The organism is Nannocystis sp. RBIL2 (assembly GCF_026626745.1).
Classification (GTDB): Bacteria; Myxococcota_A; Polyangia; order Nannocystales; family Nannocystaceae; genus Nannocystis.
This window is the reverse complement of record NZ_JAPNJW010000001.1, coordinates 5,797,224-5,813,082: the sequence shown is the minus strand read 5'-3', so window position 1 is coordinate 5,813,082 and position 15,859 is coordinate 5,797,224. Positions and strand designations below refer to the sequence as shown.

Genomic DNA, 15,859 nt, shown 5'->3' with positions numbered 1-15,859 from the left:
CCTTTGGACTTTCGTGATGGCGTACGGGACATGGTTTAAAAAACATATCGAACCGGGCTCTCGGAGAGCGGAGGCTCGCGGTCCATGGGTGTCTCTCGGGACATGTCTGACGGAGCATGTGCCATGAGCCAGGCGGCGGAGCAGCCCTCGTCGCGGCTGGCCGACGTGCTGCTGCGCGCGCCCGCGGCCGAGGACCCGTCCGACGAGCGGTGGGCCTACCGCGGGTGGGCGGCGCTGGCGGTCAGCCTGTTCGTCCTCTATCACACGGTCGCGCTGCTGCAGCACACCACGCCGGCGGCCGGGCTGGCCGAGCGGTTCAACCGCAAGCTGGCGGGAGCCCTGCGCGCGGGCGCGTACATGCGGGCCACCTCGAGCGTGCAGAGCTGGGCGATGTTCGCCCCCAACCCGCACCGAACCAATCAGTTCTTGCAGGTGCGGGTGGTGACGCAGGACGGCGAGGAGCTCGACCTGCTGCACGACATCTACGGCCGGCGCGACTACCCGTACTTCTTCTACGACCGGATGGGCAAGATCAACCGCCGGCTGATCGAGCAGGAGCGCTACCAGTCGCCGTACGCGGCGTGGGTCTGCCGCGAGTGGGCGCGCACGCACGGCGGCGAGGCGCCGGTGCGGGTCAACTTCACCAAGATGTGGACCAAGGTGCCGCCGCCGGACAAGGCGATCGCCACCATGGGCTTCGACCCGTTCGCGCTCAAGCTGTACAAGGAGCCGCTCAAGGGCTTCGACTGCGCCACCACCCCGCACGCACAGCTGCCGAACGACATCCGCGCGCGCTACGGCTTCACGCCGCTGCCGGACGGCGCGTTCGTCGGCATCGAGGAGAACACCTGGCGCGACCGGGCCGACGCGAAGGCGCGGATCCTCCAGCGCCGGCGAGCCGTCGACGCGGGGCGCGGCAAGGCGAGCAAGGCGGCCGAGGGCGCGCGGGTCGAGGAGTCCACGCTGCCGGGCGAAGGCGGCGGGGCCGAGGGCGCGCCGAACGACGAGCCGGCGCTGCCGAACGAGGGCGGCAACGAGGGCGGCGGCAACGACGGGGGTGGTGACTGATGCTGGCCGCGCTGCTCGCCCCGGCCAAGGCGCCCGCGGTCGACCTGTCGGCGCACATGTCCCTTGCGACAGGTGCGCTCTGGCTCGGCTTCGGCTGCGCGCTCGCGTTCTTCCTCGTCCGGCCCGAGCTGTGGCGGCGGCTGTGGCTCGAGCGGGTCGACCCGCGGCCGGCGGGGCTGTTCCGGATCGTCTTCGGCGTGGTGGTGCTGTGGACGCTGCTCGACCTGATCCCGCTGCTGCGCTTCTTGTTCACCGACGAGGGCCTGTGGCTGCCGGCGATGGCGCGCAAGAACTACGGCGGCGAGCTGCGGCGCCTGTGGGACCCCGAGCACGGCTTTGAGCACTGGTGGAGCGTCGTCCCGGCGCTGTGGGCCAAGTTCTCGCTGTTCCACGTGCGCGCCGACCCGGCCTTCGTGTGGGCGGTGTTCGGCCTGACCTGCGCCAGCGTCACCGCCATGATCCTCGGCGTCAAGACGCGCCTCAGCACGCTGCTCAGCTGGTTCCTCGTCAACACCTTCTACAGCTACAGCCCGGTCTTCTACAGCGGCGGCGACACCGTCCTGCGGGTGTTCCTGTTCCTCGGCCTGCTCACCCGCTGGGGCGAGGCCTACTCGCTCGACGCCTGGTGGCGACGCAAGCGCGAGCTCCTCGGCGGCAGCGTCGTCGTCCCCGCGCTGCGCAAGATCCCCGCGTGGCCGCTGCGGCTGATGATGCTGCAGCTCGCCATCATCTACTGCGCCACCGGTGCGCTCAAGAGCGGCTTCACCTGGTTCGACGGCACCGCGCTTTATTACGCGCTGAGCCTCGACCACTTCTACCGCCACCCGGTCCAGATCCAGATCGCCACGTTCCTGCAGATGATCGGCTTTTTGCCGCTCTCGACGTGGATCACCAAGGCGTGGGAGACCCTGTTCCCGCTGGCGCTGGTCGGAGTGGCGCTGCGCCGGTTCGAGCGCGAGGTGTCCGCAGGGACATGGCCCAAGGTTCAGGCGTGGCGCCGGCTGCTGTCGTACGCGCTGATCGCCGCGGTCGTCGGCGTGCTCGCGTACGTCGGCGGCCTGACCGCCTGGTACTACTACAGCCCGGGCGAGGCGCCGGTGCCGATCACCCGCGAGCAGGCGCAGGCGCTCGTGGTCGCCGGGGTGCTGGCGTTCCCGGCGCTGCTGCTGGGCGCCTACTTGTGGCTGCGGGCCCGCCGGCCGCGCGCTCACGCGTGGGTGCTGCGGTGGCTGTGCGGCAAGCGGCTGTGGCTGGGGCTCGGCGTCGTCATGCACCTGGTGATCGACGTCGCCATGAACGTCGGCACCTTCGTGCAGGTGATGCTGGCGGTCTACATCCCGTGGCTGTCGGCGAGTGAGCTCGACGCGGTGTGGCGCACGCTGATGTCGCGTCCGCTGGCCGAGGGCGAGGGCAACCGGCCGAAGCACAAGCCGGGCTGGAAGGCCTCGCTGCTGCGCCCTCTCGACCGCCTGCGCTACCGCGGCCCGCGCGAGCCGTACGTGGTCCATCACGCGGCCGACGAGGCGTCGATCCGTCGCGTCGCCCTGCTGCGCATGTGGGACCTCGGGGCGCGCCTGCGCTTCGAGACAGATTCGACGGTGTCCGCGGGCGCGCTGGTGGTCGTCGCGCCCGACGACAGGACGCGCCAGGCCGGGGCCGAGGCAGGGCGCGCGCTGGTGCCGATCCTCCCCGGCTTCTGGTGGCTGTACCCGTGGTGCCTCGCGCCCGGGCTGCGCACGCTCGCGGGGCGGGTGGTCCTGCGGACCTTCGACCTGCGCTGAGCCGCGACCTCCTTCGCCCCGACGGGTGAAGGAGGCCGAGCTTGAAAGAAATCACTGCGGGATCGTGCAGAAGTTCTGCGGCGACAGCCACGCGAGGATGTTGACCCAGAACTGCTTGATCTGCGGGATCTGCTGCCACTCCGAGTCGAACTCGATCCACTCGTCGCCGAAGATGAACAGCTTGCCGTCGATGCGGGTCTGGCCCACTGCGACCGGACCTTGCGGCAGGGTGCCGATCACCTCGTTGACCGCGACGCCGTCCTCGGTGATGTCGACGTAGAGGCCGCCGTAGAACGACACCGAGGTGATGCCCTCTGTGATCGGGTGCTGGGCCCACTGCGTCACCGGACCGCTGAAGAAGCCCTGGCTGTTGTTGTAGGCGAGGCCCATCGGGGCGATGATCGAGTTCGGGCGGTCGACCACGGTCTGGTCGTTGGTGTGACCGGTCATCGACATCAGGCCGCCGCCGCCCTCGACCCAGGTTTTGATAATTGCGGCCTCGTCGCCGCTGTAGCCGCGGACCAGCCAGTCGAGGATGACGATGTCGTACTTCTCGAGGGTGACCGCGTCGATCGGGGTGGCGTCGAGGGAGATCCGATCGACCTGGGTGCCCTGGGCTTCGAGCCAGGTCTGGAACTCCGCGGAAGGGTTGGCGCCCTCGTTGCCGAAGATGGCGATGTTGAGGCAGTCGCAGATGCCGTCGCCGCCGACGTCGACGTCGTCGACGATGCCGTTGCAGTCGTCGTCGAGGTCGTTGCAGGTCTCCTCACCGGTGGGAATACAGTCCGGGCCGGTGGTGGTGCCCGGCTCGGTGGTGGTGCCGGGCTCGATCGTGGTGGCGGTATCGGGGTCGGTGGCGCTGCCGTCGGTGACGGGGCTCGTGGTCGAGGTGGTGTCGGGGTCGGTCGTCGACGAGGTCGCCGAGCCGTTGCTGGTCGAGGTCGGCTCGCCGGTGGTCGGCAGCGAGGTCATGCTGGCCGAACCGGTGCCGTCGGTCTCGCCGCTGTCGCTGTCGCTGCCGCTCGCGGTGATCGTGCCGTCGGTGGCGGTGGAGGTCGGGCCGGTGGTCGCGTCGGAGTCGGAGCCGCTCTGCGACGCGGTGACGTTATTGTTGGTGTCGCCGCAGCCCGGGGCGACGAGGACGATCGCGGCGCCGAGCAGCGCAGAAGAAGGACCAAACCAGGTTGTCATGCGCATCGATGGTAGCGAGTGTGACGCCGCGTTGCGACACGCTCGCTCGCGCGTCCACGCGCGCACACCTGCGACGCGTGCAGATGGTTTCCGGTGACGCGGCAGCGCGAGGGTTTATCCAGTGTGGTGCTCGATCGACGCGTCGCCGAACGCGAACGTCTTGCGTGACCCGGGCCCGCGCGCGGCCGAGCAGACATCGGTGAGGTCGTGACGATCGCGACGACGTCGCCGCGATGATGGGTCCACGTCCGGGAGGCGAGACGAGGAGGCCGTCGATCGGGGTGCGATCCGCCGTGCCCATCGGGCCGCCGCCGGCAGCGATGCTTCCGTCGCTGCGGACCGCGGTCGCGGACGGCGATGTCTTCCTCGACGCTCGCCGCGAGCAGGTCGCGGTCGTCGCTCAGCCGAGGTCGCGCAGCGCGACGTGGGCCGCGTTGTAGCCGCACATGCCGTGCACACCTGCGCCCGGATGTGCGTAGCTCGAGCACAGGTAAAGACCCTCGACGGGCATGCGGTGGCGGAAGTACGGGAAGAGCGGGCGGAAGATGAGCTGGCGGTGCCAGGCGTTGGAGCCGCCGCCGAGGTCGCCGCCGACGAGATTGGCGTCCATGGCCTCGAGGTCAGGTGGGGCGACGATCCGGCGCGCCAGTACGGTGCTGCGGAAGCCGGGCGCGAGGCCTTCGATGCGGGCGTCGACGCGGTCGGCGAAGGCTTCGGCGTGGGCCTGCCAGCCGCCGGCGGGGCGGCTCGGCACGCGCGAGTATGCCCACAGCGTGTGCTTGCCGGCCGGGGCGCGCGTCGGGTCGGCGAGGGTCTGCTGGCCGACGACGAGGTACGGGTTGTCGGGGAGTTCACCGCGACGGACCTGGGCGGTGAACCGCTCGAGGTCGTCGAGGCTGTCGCCGGCGTGGACGACCGCGGCGCGCCTGGCCTCGGGGACAGACCACGGGACCGGCGACGACAGCGCCCAGTCGACCTTGAAGGTGCCCCAGCCCTGGGGGAACTTCTCCATGAAGCGGACCACGCGCCTGGGCACGAGGTCGCGCTCCACCAGGTCGAGCATGAGCGACGCGGCGGCGGTGTCGGCGAGCACGGCGCGACGGGCGGCGCGCAGCTCGGTGCCGTCGGCGAGGCGGACGCCGACGGCCCGGCGACCTTCCGTGAGGATCCGGTCGACGCGGCTGGCGAGGCGGATCTCGCCGCCGTGGCGCCGCAGGTCGGCGACCATCGCGTCGGCCAGCGCCTGGGCTCCGCCGCGCGGGATCGAGTAGCCGCCGGTGGTCGCGGTCATGCCGAGCATGAAGCCGAGAGCGGCGCCGAGCGGGTCGCGCGGGCCGACGTCGACGTGCAGCGCGAGGCCCGGCATGACGCGCCGCGCCGCCTCGCCGCGGAACAGCCGGCGCGCCAGGCCGCCCCCGGAGGACAGCAAGATCCGCGCGAGCTTGAAGATCCCGAACGGGAGTAACTTCAGGACAGGTGCGATCGTGGGCAGCGTGTTGAGGAGGATCCCCAGCACCGCCGGCTCGACGCCACGGTACCAGCGGGCCAGCGCGGCGAAGGTCTCGCCGTCGCGTGGGTCGCCGAAGTTGCGGGCGCAGACGTCAAGGTCGCGGCTGATGCACGCGACCGAGCCGTCGGGCGCGGGGTGACAGCTCTCGAACTCGGCGAAGCACAGCTCGACGTGCTTCTCGAGCTCGAGCGCGCGGAAGGCCGGGCTGATGCGCGGGAACGGGAAGAACGCGGCGCCGACGTCGTGGACGAAGCCGGGCAGCGTGGCCTCCTCGGAGCCGAGGGCGCCGCCCCAGCGCCGCGGGTGGGCCTCGCACACGAGCACGCGCAGGCCGGCGCGCGCGAGCATGCAGGCGGCGACGAGGCCGTTGGGGCCGGAGCCGATGACGATCGCGTCGGGGTCGCCGGCCATGGTGTCCTCACTGATCCCAGGTCGCCGCGGCGCTCGGGGTCTCGAGCAGCGCCTCGACGTCTTCCATGGTGAGCTTCTTGCCGGCCGACACGTCGCGGCCGAGCGCGCTCTCGGCGACCTCGCGCTTGCGGGCGCCGAGATCGACCATCTTCTGCTCGACGGTGTCCTCGCAGACGAGGCGGTAGACCATGACGGGCTTGTCCTGGCCGATGCGGTGGGCGCGGTCGGTGGCCTGGTCTTCGACGGCGGGGTTCCACCACGGGTCGAAGTGGACGACGGTGTCCGCTTCGGTGAGCGTGAGGCCGGAGCCGCCGGCCTTGAGGGAGATGAGGAACACCGGCGGGCCCGACTTGTTCTGGAACTGCAGGACCAGCTCCTCGCGGTTCTTGGTGCCGCCGTGCAGCCAGAGGTAGGGGATCTTCAGCTCGGTGAGGGCGTCGCCGAGCAGCTTCTGCATCTCGACGAACTGCGAGAACACCAGGACCTTGCGGCCGGAGCCGACGCAGTCGGCCATGAGCTCCTTGAAGGCGTCGAGCTTGGCCGACGGCGGCAGGGTCGAGGCGTCGGGCAGGCCGAGCAGGCGCGGGTCGCAGCAGACCTGGCGCAGGCGCGTGAGCGCGGCGAGGATCGTCATCTGCGACTTCTCGAGGCCGACCTCCTCGATGCGGCCCTTGATCTCGTCCTTCGCGGTCTTGAGGATCCGGTTGTAGAGACCGAGCTGGCTGCGGCCGAACTGCACGAACAGCGTCTGCTCGGTCTTCGGCGGCAGCTCCTGGGCCACGTCCTCCTTCTTGCGGCGCATGACGAACGGCCGGATGCGCGCGCGCAGGGCCTCGAGCGTCTTGGTGTCGTTCTCCTCGATCGGCCGCACGTAGTTCTTCTGGAAGTCGGACAGCTTGCCGAGGAAGTTGGGCGCGAGGAAGTCGAAGATGGCCCAGAGGTCCGCCAGGTGGTTCTCGACCGGGGTGCCGGACAGCGCGAGGCGGTGGTCGGCGGTCAGCTGCTTGGCGCTCTTGGCGGTGGTGGTGGCCCAGTTCTTGATGTACTGCGCCTCGTCGAGGATGGCGTAGCGCCAGCGGATCTTGCTCAGCTCGTCGATGTCGCGGCGCAAGATGGCGTAGGTCGTGACGACGATGTCCGCCTTCTTGAGCATGCGCCGGTTCTCGGCCCGCTCGGCGCCGTGCCAGGTGGTCAGCACGAGGCTCGGCGCCCACTTCTTGACCTCCTGCTTCCACACGCTCAGCACCGAGGTCGGGCAGACGATCAGCGTCGGCTGGTCGCCCTCCTCCTCCTTGGCCTTGGTCAGCAGCGCCAGCGCCTGGACCGTCTTGCCGAGGCCCATGTCGTCGGCCAGGATGCCGGTCATCTGGTTCTCGTGGAGCTGCCACAACCACGCGAAGCCGGAGCGCTGGTACTCGCGCAGCTTGGCGGTGAGCGACTTGGCCCGCTTGGGCGCCTTGGCCGAGCGCTCGCCGGTCATGTTCTCCATCAGGCGCTTGACCTCCTTGGCGACGTCGGCCGAGGGCACGGCGCCGAGCAGGCGGGTCAAGGTGCCGAGCTCGAGCGTGCTGATCTCGGCGTGGCCCTTCTTGTCGAACTCGATCGCGCCGGCGGCCTCGGCGATCGGCTGGAGGATCTGCGGGTCGAGCTTGGCGACCGAGCCGTCGGCGAGGGTGATCCACCGCCGGCCCTCGTGCAGCCAGCGCAGCAGGTCGCGGAAGGAGATCAGGTCCTCCTCGCCCTCGACGTCGACGATCGCGTCGAGGTCGAGCACGCTGCCCTCCTTGCTGCGCACCGACAGCCGCGGGGTCGGCGACTTGCTGCGCACGCGCGGCAGCTGCGGGACGCGCTTCTCCCACGTCTCGGGCAGGAGCGGGATGCCGACGATCGTAAACTCGACGGCGGCGTCGCCGGTGGCGACGAAGCCGTCGGCGTCGGGGTTGTACTTGAGGCCCAGGTCGGTCAGCACCTTGCGCGCGGCGGCCTCGCCCTCGAGGTCGCGGTAGAAGCTGAGCGGCTGGTCGCCGAGGTTGATGGTGTAGCGCGCCGACTCGGGCTCGCTGCCGGTGACGCCGATGGTGACGTTGCCGTAGCGGGCCGCCAGCCCGAGCTTGATCTGCCCGGCGTCGCCCTCGACGGTGGCGATGATGGCGTCGATCTTGCGCGAGTCGGAGGCGAGCGCGAACAGGTCTTGATGCGGGACGCCGACGGTCTTGAGCGACTCGCTGAGGGCGTCCATCGCCTGCGCGCTGACGCGGGCGTCCATGACGATGCGCGGCTGCTTGGCGACCGCCTCGAGCACCCACGGCGGGGTGTCGGGGACGAGGAAGACCTCGGCGGTCTCGAGCAGGAGGAACCAGGTCGGCGCGCCGACGATGATGCGGCCGGCGGGCACCTCGAGGTCGCGGCCGGTGCTGCGCTGCTCGAGGAAGGCGTGCAGGACGACGCTGTTGTCGCCGGGGCGCGGCTCGGCGCGCACGCGCAGGGTCAGCGGCTCGCCGGCGAACTGCAGCTTGCCCACGCCCTTGAGGCTGACGGTGCTGCCGACGCGGGCGAAGTAGAGGAGGCCCGAGAGCGCCATGTCGTCGATGACGTGGCCGCCGTCGTCGGCGTCGTCGACCTCCTGCGAGAGGTAGTGGTGGATGACGCGGTCGGCCGGGCTCATGCCCTCGTAGCGGCGCCGGCTGACCACCGGGGTGCCGCCGCCGCGGAAGGCCATGACGTGCCAGTTGCCGCGCCGCGCCTCAATCGTGTAGCGCTGCGCGTTGGCGCCGGTGCCCGTGACGTCGGCGGTCCACGGGTTCTGCGTCAGCGTGATCTCGCCGCCGGCCTGGTACTGCTTGCGCAGCGCGAGCCCCAGCGCGACCGCGTGGTGGCAGATCTTCTCCCAGCCGTCCGTGTACGTCGGGCAGTCGCACGTCGCCTCGACCGCGCCCGAATCCAGCAGCTTGATGGTCGTCGCGTGCGGCTGCGGATGCGACCCCTTGACCTTGCCTTTGAGACAGCTACCCGCGAACACGATGTCGCTGACGGCCTTGGCCTCGAACAGCTCGACGCCGGCGGCGTAAGCCTTCTTGCTGGCGATCTTCGCCAGCGACTCCGGCTCGAACAGGGGGAGGAACGCTTCGAGTGTGGACACGCAGATCCTGGGACGATGACGGGCCAGACACGGTCGGCCACGCCTCGGTAGCCGGACCCGCGCGGCGACCCGCGGAGGAGTCGCCGAGAGCTCCAACAAGCACATGGGCCCGACGGCGACCGCGGCGAGTACACGCCAGGTCGGCGGAGGGTCCGCAGGTGCTTTAACACGGGCCGTTTCGTGGGTCCACCCCCAATCTCGCATTCGGGCGCATTTGCTCGGCTGCCCGCGGCCGATCCACCGAGAGGGCGGTGTCCGGCGCGCATTCAGGGGCCGCTCCAGGGGCGTTTCGCGGGGGTCACCGTCGTGCGTGTACTGACGCGGGCGAAGGCGACGTCGACGGCGAAGCCAAGGAGCTGAATTGCGCGCCAGGCGCCCCGCTGTTATCCCTCCGCGCAGTGCAGGGCGAGAACCTCTTTAATCCCTCGGACCCGGGCGTGCGCCTGCTCGCCCAAGCCGTGAAAGACCTGCCGCCGCAAGCGCTGGCGCTGGTGTACGGCGGACCGCTGCCCGGCCTGCGCCCGGGCGCCACGCGCTGGGCCATCGATGTCCGCGAGCAGTCTGCGGAAGAACCCGCGGCGCTGGTGGCTCCGTGGGCAGTCGACACCACCCCGCGCTTCCGCGCCGCCGCGGTGTGGCCGCGCGCGCACCTCGGCAAGGACTTCTCCGAGGCCTGCCTGGCCCTCGCAGCCTCGGTCCTGCTGCCCGGCGGACGCCTGCTGTGCGCCGTCCGCAAAGACAAGGGGGCGCCCTCGCTGGCCCGCACGATCGCCGCGCTGCTCGGCTCGTGCGAGACGATCGAGCGCGACCGCGGCTACCACCTGCTGGCCGCCGAGAAGACCGACCGCTTCGACGCGAAGGCGGCCGCCGAGCTGCTCGCGGTGCGCTACGAGATCGCCGAACCACTGCTCGGCGAGGTGCCGCTGCTGTCGGCGCCCGGGGTGTTCTGCCGCAAGCACCTCGACGACGGCACGCGCGCGCTGCTGACGGCGCTGGCCGCGGCCGAACTGCCGACGCCCCGCCGCGTGATCGACCTCGGGGCGGGCATCGGCCCGCTGGCGCTGTGGGCGGCCAGGAGATGGCCGAAAGGACATGTGCTGGCGGTCGAGAGCAACGTGATCGCCGCGAGCCTGGTGCGCGAGAACGCGGCCCGCCTCGGCTGCGAGCGCGTCGAGGCGCTGCTGTCGGACGGGCTGCCCGCGGCCCACCCGTGGCGCGGGACGGTCGAGCTGGCGCTGGTCAACCCGCCCACGCACGCGCCCCCGGAGGCGTTCGCGGCGCTGGTCAAACCATTGCCCCACTGGCTGCGCGAGGGCGGGGAGGCGTGGTTCGTGGTCAACCGCTCGGGCCGCCTGGTGCAGGTGCTGCAGGACATGCGCGCGCAGATCGAGACGGTCGAGGCTCCCGGCTTCTGGATCGTGCGCGCGCGCTGGAGCTGACGCGACCTGGCGCTCGGGACAGGCGCGACGAGAAGCCACCTGCGCTTCGGGACAGGTCGCAATCAATCGTCGCCGAAGAACGAGCTGAAGCGACCTGGCGCTCGGGATAGGTGCCGCGAATGGCCTGCGCTCCGCGGCAGGTCGGCCGGGATCGGCCGGCGAGGGGCGGTCGTCGTCAAGAAAAGCAGCCGTCGCTCGAAGGACGAGCGGGCGCGCTGAGCTGGAAGGACCTGGCGCTCGGGACAGGTGCGGCGGATGGACCTGCGCTCCGGCAGGGAGGGCCGGGAGCGCTGGACGACATGCGGTCGTCGTGTGAAAAAAGAATCAGTCGTCGCCGAACAGCGAGCGCTGCTGTGGCCTGGCCTTGGGGGCAGGTTCGGCGCGCATCGTCGCCTGGGCGGGCATGCGCGGCGGGTCGGTGTTGAAGCCGAGGCGGCGGGCGTGCAGCTCGAACAGCTGCTCGATGGCCTGCCAGCGCGGGCCCTCGCCCTCCATGCGCCGGCCGAACTGGGCGTTGTTGAGGGCGCCGCGGCGGACGTCGCGGATGGCCGAGAGGACATGCGCGTGGCGCAGCGGCTCGGCCTCCTTGAGGCGGCTCTCGAACACCGGCAAGACCTCGGCCGGGAGGCGCAGCAGGGTGAGGAAGGCGTTCTGCGCCCCGCACTGGCGGGCGCGCGCGAGGATCTGGGGGATCTGGCTGTCGTTGAGGCCGGGGATCACGGGGGCCACTGCGACGCCGGTGCGGATCCCCGCGGCGCTCAGGGTGGCGAGCGCCTGGAACCGCTTCGACGGCCGCGCGACCGAGGGCTCGATCCGCCGGGCCATGGCGTCGTCGATGAAGGGGATGCTGATCGTGACCGAAGCGCCGGCGCGGCGGTTCAGCTCGGCCAGGAGATCGACGTCGCGGGCGACCAGCGGGCCCTTGGTGATGATGCCGACCGGGTTGGCGAACTCGAGGCACGCCTCCAGGCAGCCGCGCGTGAGGCCGTAGTGGGCCTCGAGCGGCTGGTAGCAGTCGGTGACGCCGCTGAAGGCGAGGAGCTCGCGGGTCCACTTCGGGCGGGCGAGGAACTGCCGCAGCAGGGCAGGGGCGTTGACCTTGGCGACGATCTTGCGCTCGAAGTCGGTGCCGGCGCCCCAGCCGAGGTACTGGTGGGTCGGCCGGGCGTAGCAATAGGCGCAGCCGTGGTAGCAGCCGCGGTACGGATTGACGCTGTAGCGAAACGGGATGTCGGGGCTGTCGTTGGTGCTGACGACGCTGCGCGCGTCCTCCTCGAACACCTCGAGGCCGGCCGGCGGCGGCTCGCCGAAGTACTCGACGTGGGTCGACAGCCACGGGTTCGGCGGGTTGTCGATGGGACGCGGCATGAGCGGCGAGCGTAGCAGGCGCGCGACGCGGCGGCAGCGGCGTGCGCTGCGGAGACGGCTGCAGGGACAAATGCGGGCGGCGGGGAGGCCGCCGCTGGTGGGCCGGGGAGTGAGAGAGGGCGGATGGAGAATCGATGAATCGAACGGGCGAGGGGTGGATCGGCCTGTGGCCATGTCGCACCGGATGGCGGAGAGGACATGGTTTATGAAACATGTCGTGCAAGGGGCGCGGCATGGTGAATGGGACATGCTCTATCGACCATGTTATGAAAATAGCGCCGTGGCTCATGTACTGGCGAGGACCAGCCGCGCCAGCTCCCTCGGCAGGTGCGAGAGGCCGAGGTCGCCGAGGACGCTGAGCTTGCCCTGATGGTGCCAGTAGAGCAGCGGCGAGACCGGGCCGGGGAGGGTGCGATAGGCGTCGCGCGCCCAGCCGGCCATGAAGCGGAGGGTGTCGCCGAGGTTGAGCGGGGCGGCCTCGGGCTCGGCGCACCAGAACTGTCGCAGGCCCCAGGCGACCAGCGAGCGCCGCAATCGTCGCGCGCCCGGGGCGATGAACAGGGCGGTGCCGCGAGCCGGGAAGGCGACGACGGTGCCAACAGGGCCCGGCGGCTGTCCGAGCAGCGCCTCGAGCTCGAGCACCGCGGCGGTGGTGTCGACCCGACCTGGCCCTCCGAGCATGTACGCATGGACACCCGGAACGGGAGCGGCGAGCGCGAACTCGAGGCGCTCGCTGCAGGTGCCGAGGCGCGCGCGATGGAACAGGCCAGCTGGGCCGAGCCCGGTGGCCGCGAGCTCGCGGCGGTCGGGGATCTCGATCCGGCCGTCCGGCACGGCGCAGGCGACGAGCTCGCACAGGCCGGGGGCGAGCTCGCGGGCGAGCGCGCCGGGGTGGCGGACGCACTCGCCGGGGTCGACCAGCAAGGACCGGAGCGCCGGCACTGCGCAGTCGCGGGTGACGGACCGATGCTGCGTCGCGGCGATGATGGCCCTCGTGCCGGTCCGGTAGGCCGGGGTCGGCGCGGGCGGGCGCAGATCGGCCGCGGGCGCGGAGGGACGCGCAGGCGGGGGCGAGTTCGCGGCGGGGGATTGAGGAGCGGTCGCGAGGGAGACGGGCGGCCTCGGCGGTGGTGGCTTCGGGGCGAGTGATCGGGGAGCGGTGGTGAGGGTCGACTTCGGAGGTGATGACTCGGCGGGGGATTGAGGAGCGGTGGCGAGGGAGACGGGCGGCCTCGGCGGTCGCGCCTTCGCAGCGGGTGATTGGGGAGCGGCGGAGAGAGACGATCTCGGAGGTGATGACTCGGCGGGTGACTCAGGAGCGATGGCGAGGGAGACGGGCGGCCTCGGCGGTCGCAACTTCGCGGTCAGTGACTGGGGCGCGGTGGCGAGGGGCGACCTCGGAGGTGACTCGGCGGCGGGTGACTGGGGCGCCGTGGCGCGGGGCGACCTCGGAGGTCGTGGCTTCGCCGGTGTCGATCGGGCGCTCGTGACCCGAGTGCGTGTGGACGAGGTTCGTGGACTCGTGCCGTTGGTCGCCACCGGGATCGACGGGGAGCTCGCGGCGGGAGCTGGCGAGGACGAGGCTCGTGGGTTCGCGCGGCCTGTCGGGGAGCTCGCGGGAGCTTGCGAGGTCGTCACGTTTCGTCGGGCGAGCGCAGGCGCGGACGCGAGGGCAGTGGTGCCGGCGGCGGGCAGGCGGGCCCGGAGGGAGTGCGCCGCGGGCGGTCGCGCGAGGCCGGGCAGGCGGACGCGTGCAGACGATCTCGGCGCGCGAGCAGCCCGGGCGGCCGGGGCTCGCGCATTCACCGATGCGGGCGGAGGGACGACTGCGAGCAGGGAGGGGCCGGCGGCGAGTGCGGGCGCGCGAGCCGAGAGCTGCGCCGACCGGCGAGGTCGTGAGGCAAAATCAGGCAGGACGTGCGACATGGTCCCCCTGAGGTCGATGCGAGCCGGCCTTCTTTTGCACGGCGAGCAAAAAAATTCGCACGCTCACGCCAGGCGGTCGCGTCGCGCTATGGTGAAGAGGTGCGCGACGCGTGGACCCTCCTGCCGACCCTCGTGCTGCTCCCCGGCTGCTCCGGCGAGGTCACGGTGTTGGCGGCCCTCGTGTTCAGCATGTCGTTCGGCGCGTGGCTGGTCGGGCGCGACCGGCGACGGCGAGCGATGCTCGAGGCGGAGGTGCTGCGCCGCGCGATCGCGACCGGACGCCACCGAGAGATCGAGCAACACCTGCGGCGCGAGCTCGCGCTGGCGGCCGCGGGCGAGGCGGTGAGCGTGGAGCGCCAGTGGCTGGCACGCGCGCAGCTCGGCGGGCTGCTGGTGGCGGAGTGGCGGCTTGAGGAGGCCGGCGCGCTCTACGACGAGCAGTCGACCAAGCTGTCGCCGCACTTGCACGCGCTCGCGGCCTTCGGTCGGCACGAGATCGCCTGCCTCGCCGAGCCGGCCTCGGCCGAGCGCCTGGCGAGGATCCGCGGCGACCGCGACGCCTGCCTCCGCTTCGTCCCGCCGGCCTACCAGCCGACCGTGGCCCAGGCCTGGAACGCGCTCGAGGGCCTCTGCCTCGCGCGCATGGGTCGCGCACGCGAGGCGGCCGCGCTGCTCGAGCACGGGCTCGAGTCGCTCGGCTACAACCCGGCGCGCGTGGTTTACCTGTTCCACCTCGGGCAGGCGTACGAGCAGATCGGCGAGCGCCGGCATGCCGTCGCGCGCTACGAGCAGGCGATGCAGTCGTTCCCCGGCACGCGCCTGGCCAGCGAGGCACGCGCCCGCTGCCTCGCGCTCGGGACCGGCGGTCGCGACGAGCTGTTCCGCGGCATGCTGCCCGAGTCGCCGACGCCCGCGCTGGCTCTGTCACGCTCCGATCGCACGCGCTGACCCCCGGGCCTCCGGACACGTGTACGACCCACCGCGTGCGGCGCCGAGTCTTGCGACCCGGCCCCCTCGTGCTGCTAAGGTAGGAAGCAGTGGCGAAGCGACAGCGAGGGATGATCCAGCACGCGACGGAGACGATCAGCCACGGCTTCGGCTACGCCCGTCACCTCCTGCGCGGCAATCGTGTCGCCGGAGACATGTCCTGGGTCGAACCCGGCAGCCGGCCGGTGGTGCTGGTGCACGGCTTCCTCGGCACGCGTGGCACGATGTTGCCGCTGACCCGGCGGCTGCAGTCGGACGGCAAGGTGGTGTTCAGCTACCACCACGGGATGCTCCAGCTCGGCTCGCTGAGCCGCTCGGCCGAGGAGCTGGCGGTCAAGCTGCGCGGGCTGACGGAGAGCCTCGAGATCGATCGGGTCGACGTGGTCGGCTTCAGCATGGGCGGGCTCGTGGCCCTGCACGCGGTGAAGTTCCTGCAGGCGCACCGGCACGTGCGGCGGTTGGCGTTGATGGGCACGCCGCTCGGCGGGACGTGGATGTCGCTCGCGGGCGTGGCCACCGTCGGGCTCGTCAGCGCCTCGGTGTGGCAGGTCCGACCGGGCAGCCGGTTCATCAAGGAGCTGCGCGCCGCTCCGCTGCCGGCGGGCGTGCGGCTGCGGCAGATCCACGCCGACGCCGACGCGCTGTGCCCCGATCCCGGGCCGATCGAGGGCGTCGACCGCGAGCACGACTACGTCGTGTTACCGGGCGGTCATTCTTCGCTGGTCATCGCGCAGCCGTTCTATGCCGCCGTCCGCGAGTTCCTCGACGAACCGGACGAGCAGGCGCGCGCGGTCCTGTCGCGCTGACGCGTCGCTGGCCGGCGAGCCGCCGGGCGCAAAGGCCATGTCGCCGGGGTCAGGCGAGATCGAGAACTGCGATTTGCCGGTTTGCCGACGAGCGTGAAGAGCGCGCTGGAGAGTGTGCGAAATCGCGCTTGGGTTGGGGCTTGAAGACGGCAGCAGTTTTGCCGCGCGCGACGCGATCTGCGTATAGTAGAGGTCATGCGTCGCTCTGCTCTTGCTGTCGCTTGTGTTTTTGT

The 15,859-nt window shown here is 71.3% G+C and carries 10 protein-coding genes; 5 read left to right on the top strand and 5 right to left on the bottom strand.

Annotated features, from left to right (window positions below):
* The first annotated feature begins 123 nt into the window (after positions 1–123).
* Positions 124–1,068 carry a hypothetical protein gene (locus OV090_RS23155; protein WP_267706355.1) on the top strand — a complete coding sequence of 315 codons (945 nt, stop codon included), beginning with the start codon at positions 124–126 and terminating at the stop codon, positions 1,066–1,068.
* Entirely contained in the window at positions 1,068–2,849 is a 1,782-nt protein-coding gene (locus OV090_RS23150; RefSeq protein WP_267706353.1) for a hypothetical protein, read from the top strand. Before OV090_RS23155 ends, OV090_RS23150 begins: the two co-directional genes overlap by 1 nt.
* Before the next feature lie 51 nt (positions 2,850–2,900).
* Here OV090_RS23150 and OV090_RS23145 read toward each other — a convergent pair whose 3' ends face one another.
* The 3 genes from OV090_RS23145 to OV090_RS23135 all read right to left on the bottom strand — a co-directional run bounded on the left by OV090_RS23145 (position 2,901) and on the right by OV090_RS23135 (position 9,100).
* Positions 2,901–4,040, bottom strand: a complete 1,140-nt coding sequence (locus OV090_RS23145; protein ID WP_267706351.1) for a DUF4350 domain-containing protein — start codon at positions 4,038–4,040, stop codon at positions 2,901–2,903.
* Positions 4,041–4,440: 400 nt separating this feature from the next.
* Positions 4,441–5,961 (bottom strand): NAD(P)/FAD-dependent oxidoreductase, encoded by a 1,521-nt coding sequence (locus OV090_RS23140; protein WP_267706349.1) that lies wholly within the window; start codon positions 5,959–5,961, stop codon positions 4,441–4,443.
* 7 nt (positions 5,962–5,968) lie between these two features.
* Positions 5,969–9,100, bottom strand: coding sequence for an SNF2-related protein (locus OV090_RS23135; RefSeq protein ID WP_267706346.1), 3,132 nt, complete (start codon positions 9,098–9,100; stop codon positions 5,969–5,971).
* A 398-nt stretch (positions 9,101–9,498) separates the two neighbouring features.
* Here OV090_RS23135 and OV090_RS50815 point away from each other — a divergent pair, with 398 nt between their 5' ends.
* Positions 9,499–10,539, top strand: coding sequence for a methyltransferase (locus tag OV090_RS50815; protein ID WP_267706344.1), 1,041 nt, complete (start codon positions 9,499–9,501; stop codon positions 10,537–10,539).
* A 324-nt stretch (positions 10,540–10,863) separates the two neighbouring features.
* Here the strand turns inward: OV090_RS50815 and OV090_RS23125 are convergent, their stop codons facing one another.
* Positions 10,864–11,907 (bottom strand): PA0069 family radical SAM protein, encoded by a 1,044-nt coding sequence (locus tag OV090_RS23125; protein ID WP_267706342.1) that lies wholly within the window; start codon positions 11,905–11,907, stop codon positions 10,864–10,866.
* A gap of 285 nt (positions 11,908–12,192) precedes the next feature.
* A complete protein-coding gene (locus OV090_RS23120) occupies positions 12,193–12,849 on the bottom strand; it encodes a hypothetical protein (RefSeq protein WP_267706340.1) in 657 nt (218 codons plus the stop codon).
* Between the two features lie 1,083 nt (positions 12,850–13,932).
* On the opposite strand from OV090_RS23120, the gene OV090_RS23115 reads away from it, so the two are divergent.
* Complete coding sequence (locus OV090_RS23115; RefSeq protein WP_267706338.1) at positions 13,933–14,781, top strand: tetratricopeptide repeat protein; 849 nt, start codon at positions 13,933–13,935, stop codon at positions 14,779–14,781.
* A gap of 89 nt (positions 14,782–14,870) precedes the next feature.
* On the top strand, positions 14,871–15,626 hold the full coding sequence (locus OV090_RS23110; protein WP_267706336.1) for an alpha/beta hydrolase: 756 nt from the start codon (positions 14,871–14,873) through the stop codon (positions 15,624–15,626).
* Positions 15,627–15,859 lie beyond the last annotated feature (233 nt).

Coding starts and splice junctions, on each gene's coding strand:
- OV090_RS23145 (WP_267706351.1), bottom strand. CDS start 4,040: ATGACAACCTGGTTTGGTCCTTCTTCTGCGCTGCTCGGCGCCGCGATC.
- OV090_RS23155 (WP_267706355.1), top strand. CDS start 124: ATGAGCCAGGCGGCGGAGCAGCCCTCGTCGCGGCTGGCCGACGTGCTG.
- OV090_RS23150 (WP_267706353.1), top strand. CDS start 1,068: ATGCTGGCCGCGCTGCTCGCCCCGGCCAAGGCGCCCGCGGTCGACCTG.
- OV090_RS23125 (WP_267706342.1), bottom strand. CDS start 11,907: ATGCCGCGTCCCATCGACAACCCGCCGAACCCGTGGCTGTCGACCCAC.
- OV090_RS23140 (WP_267706349.1), bottom strand. CDS start 5,961: ATGGCCGGCGACCCCGACGCGATCGTCATCGGCTCCGGCCCCAACGGC.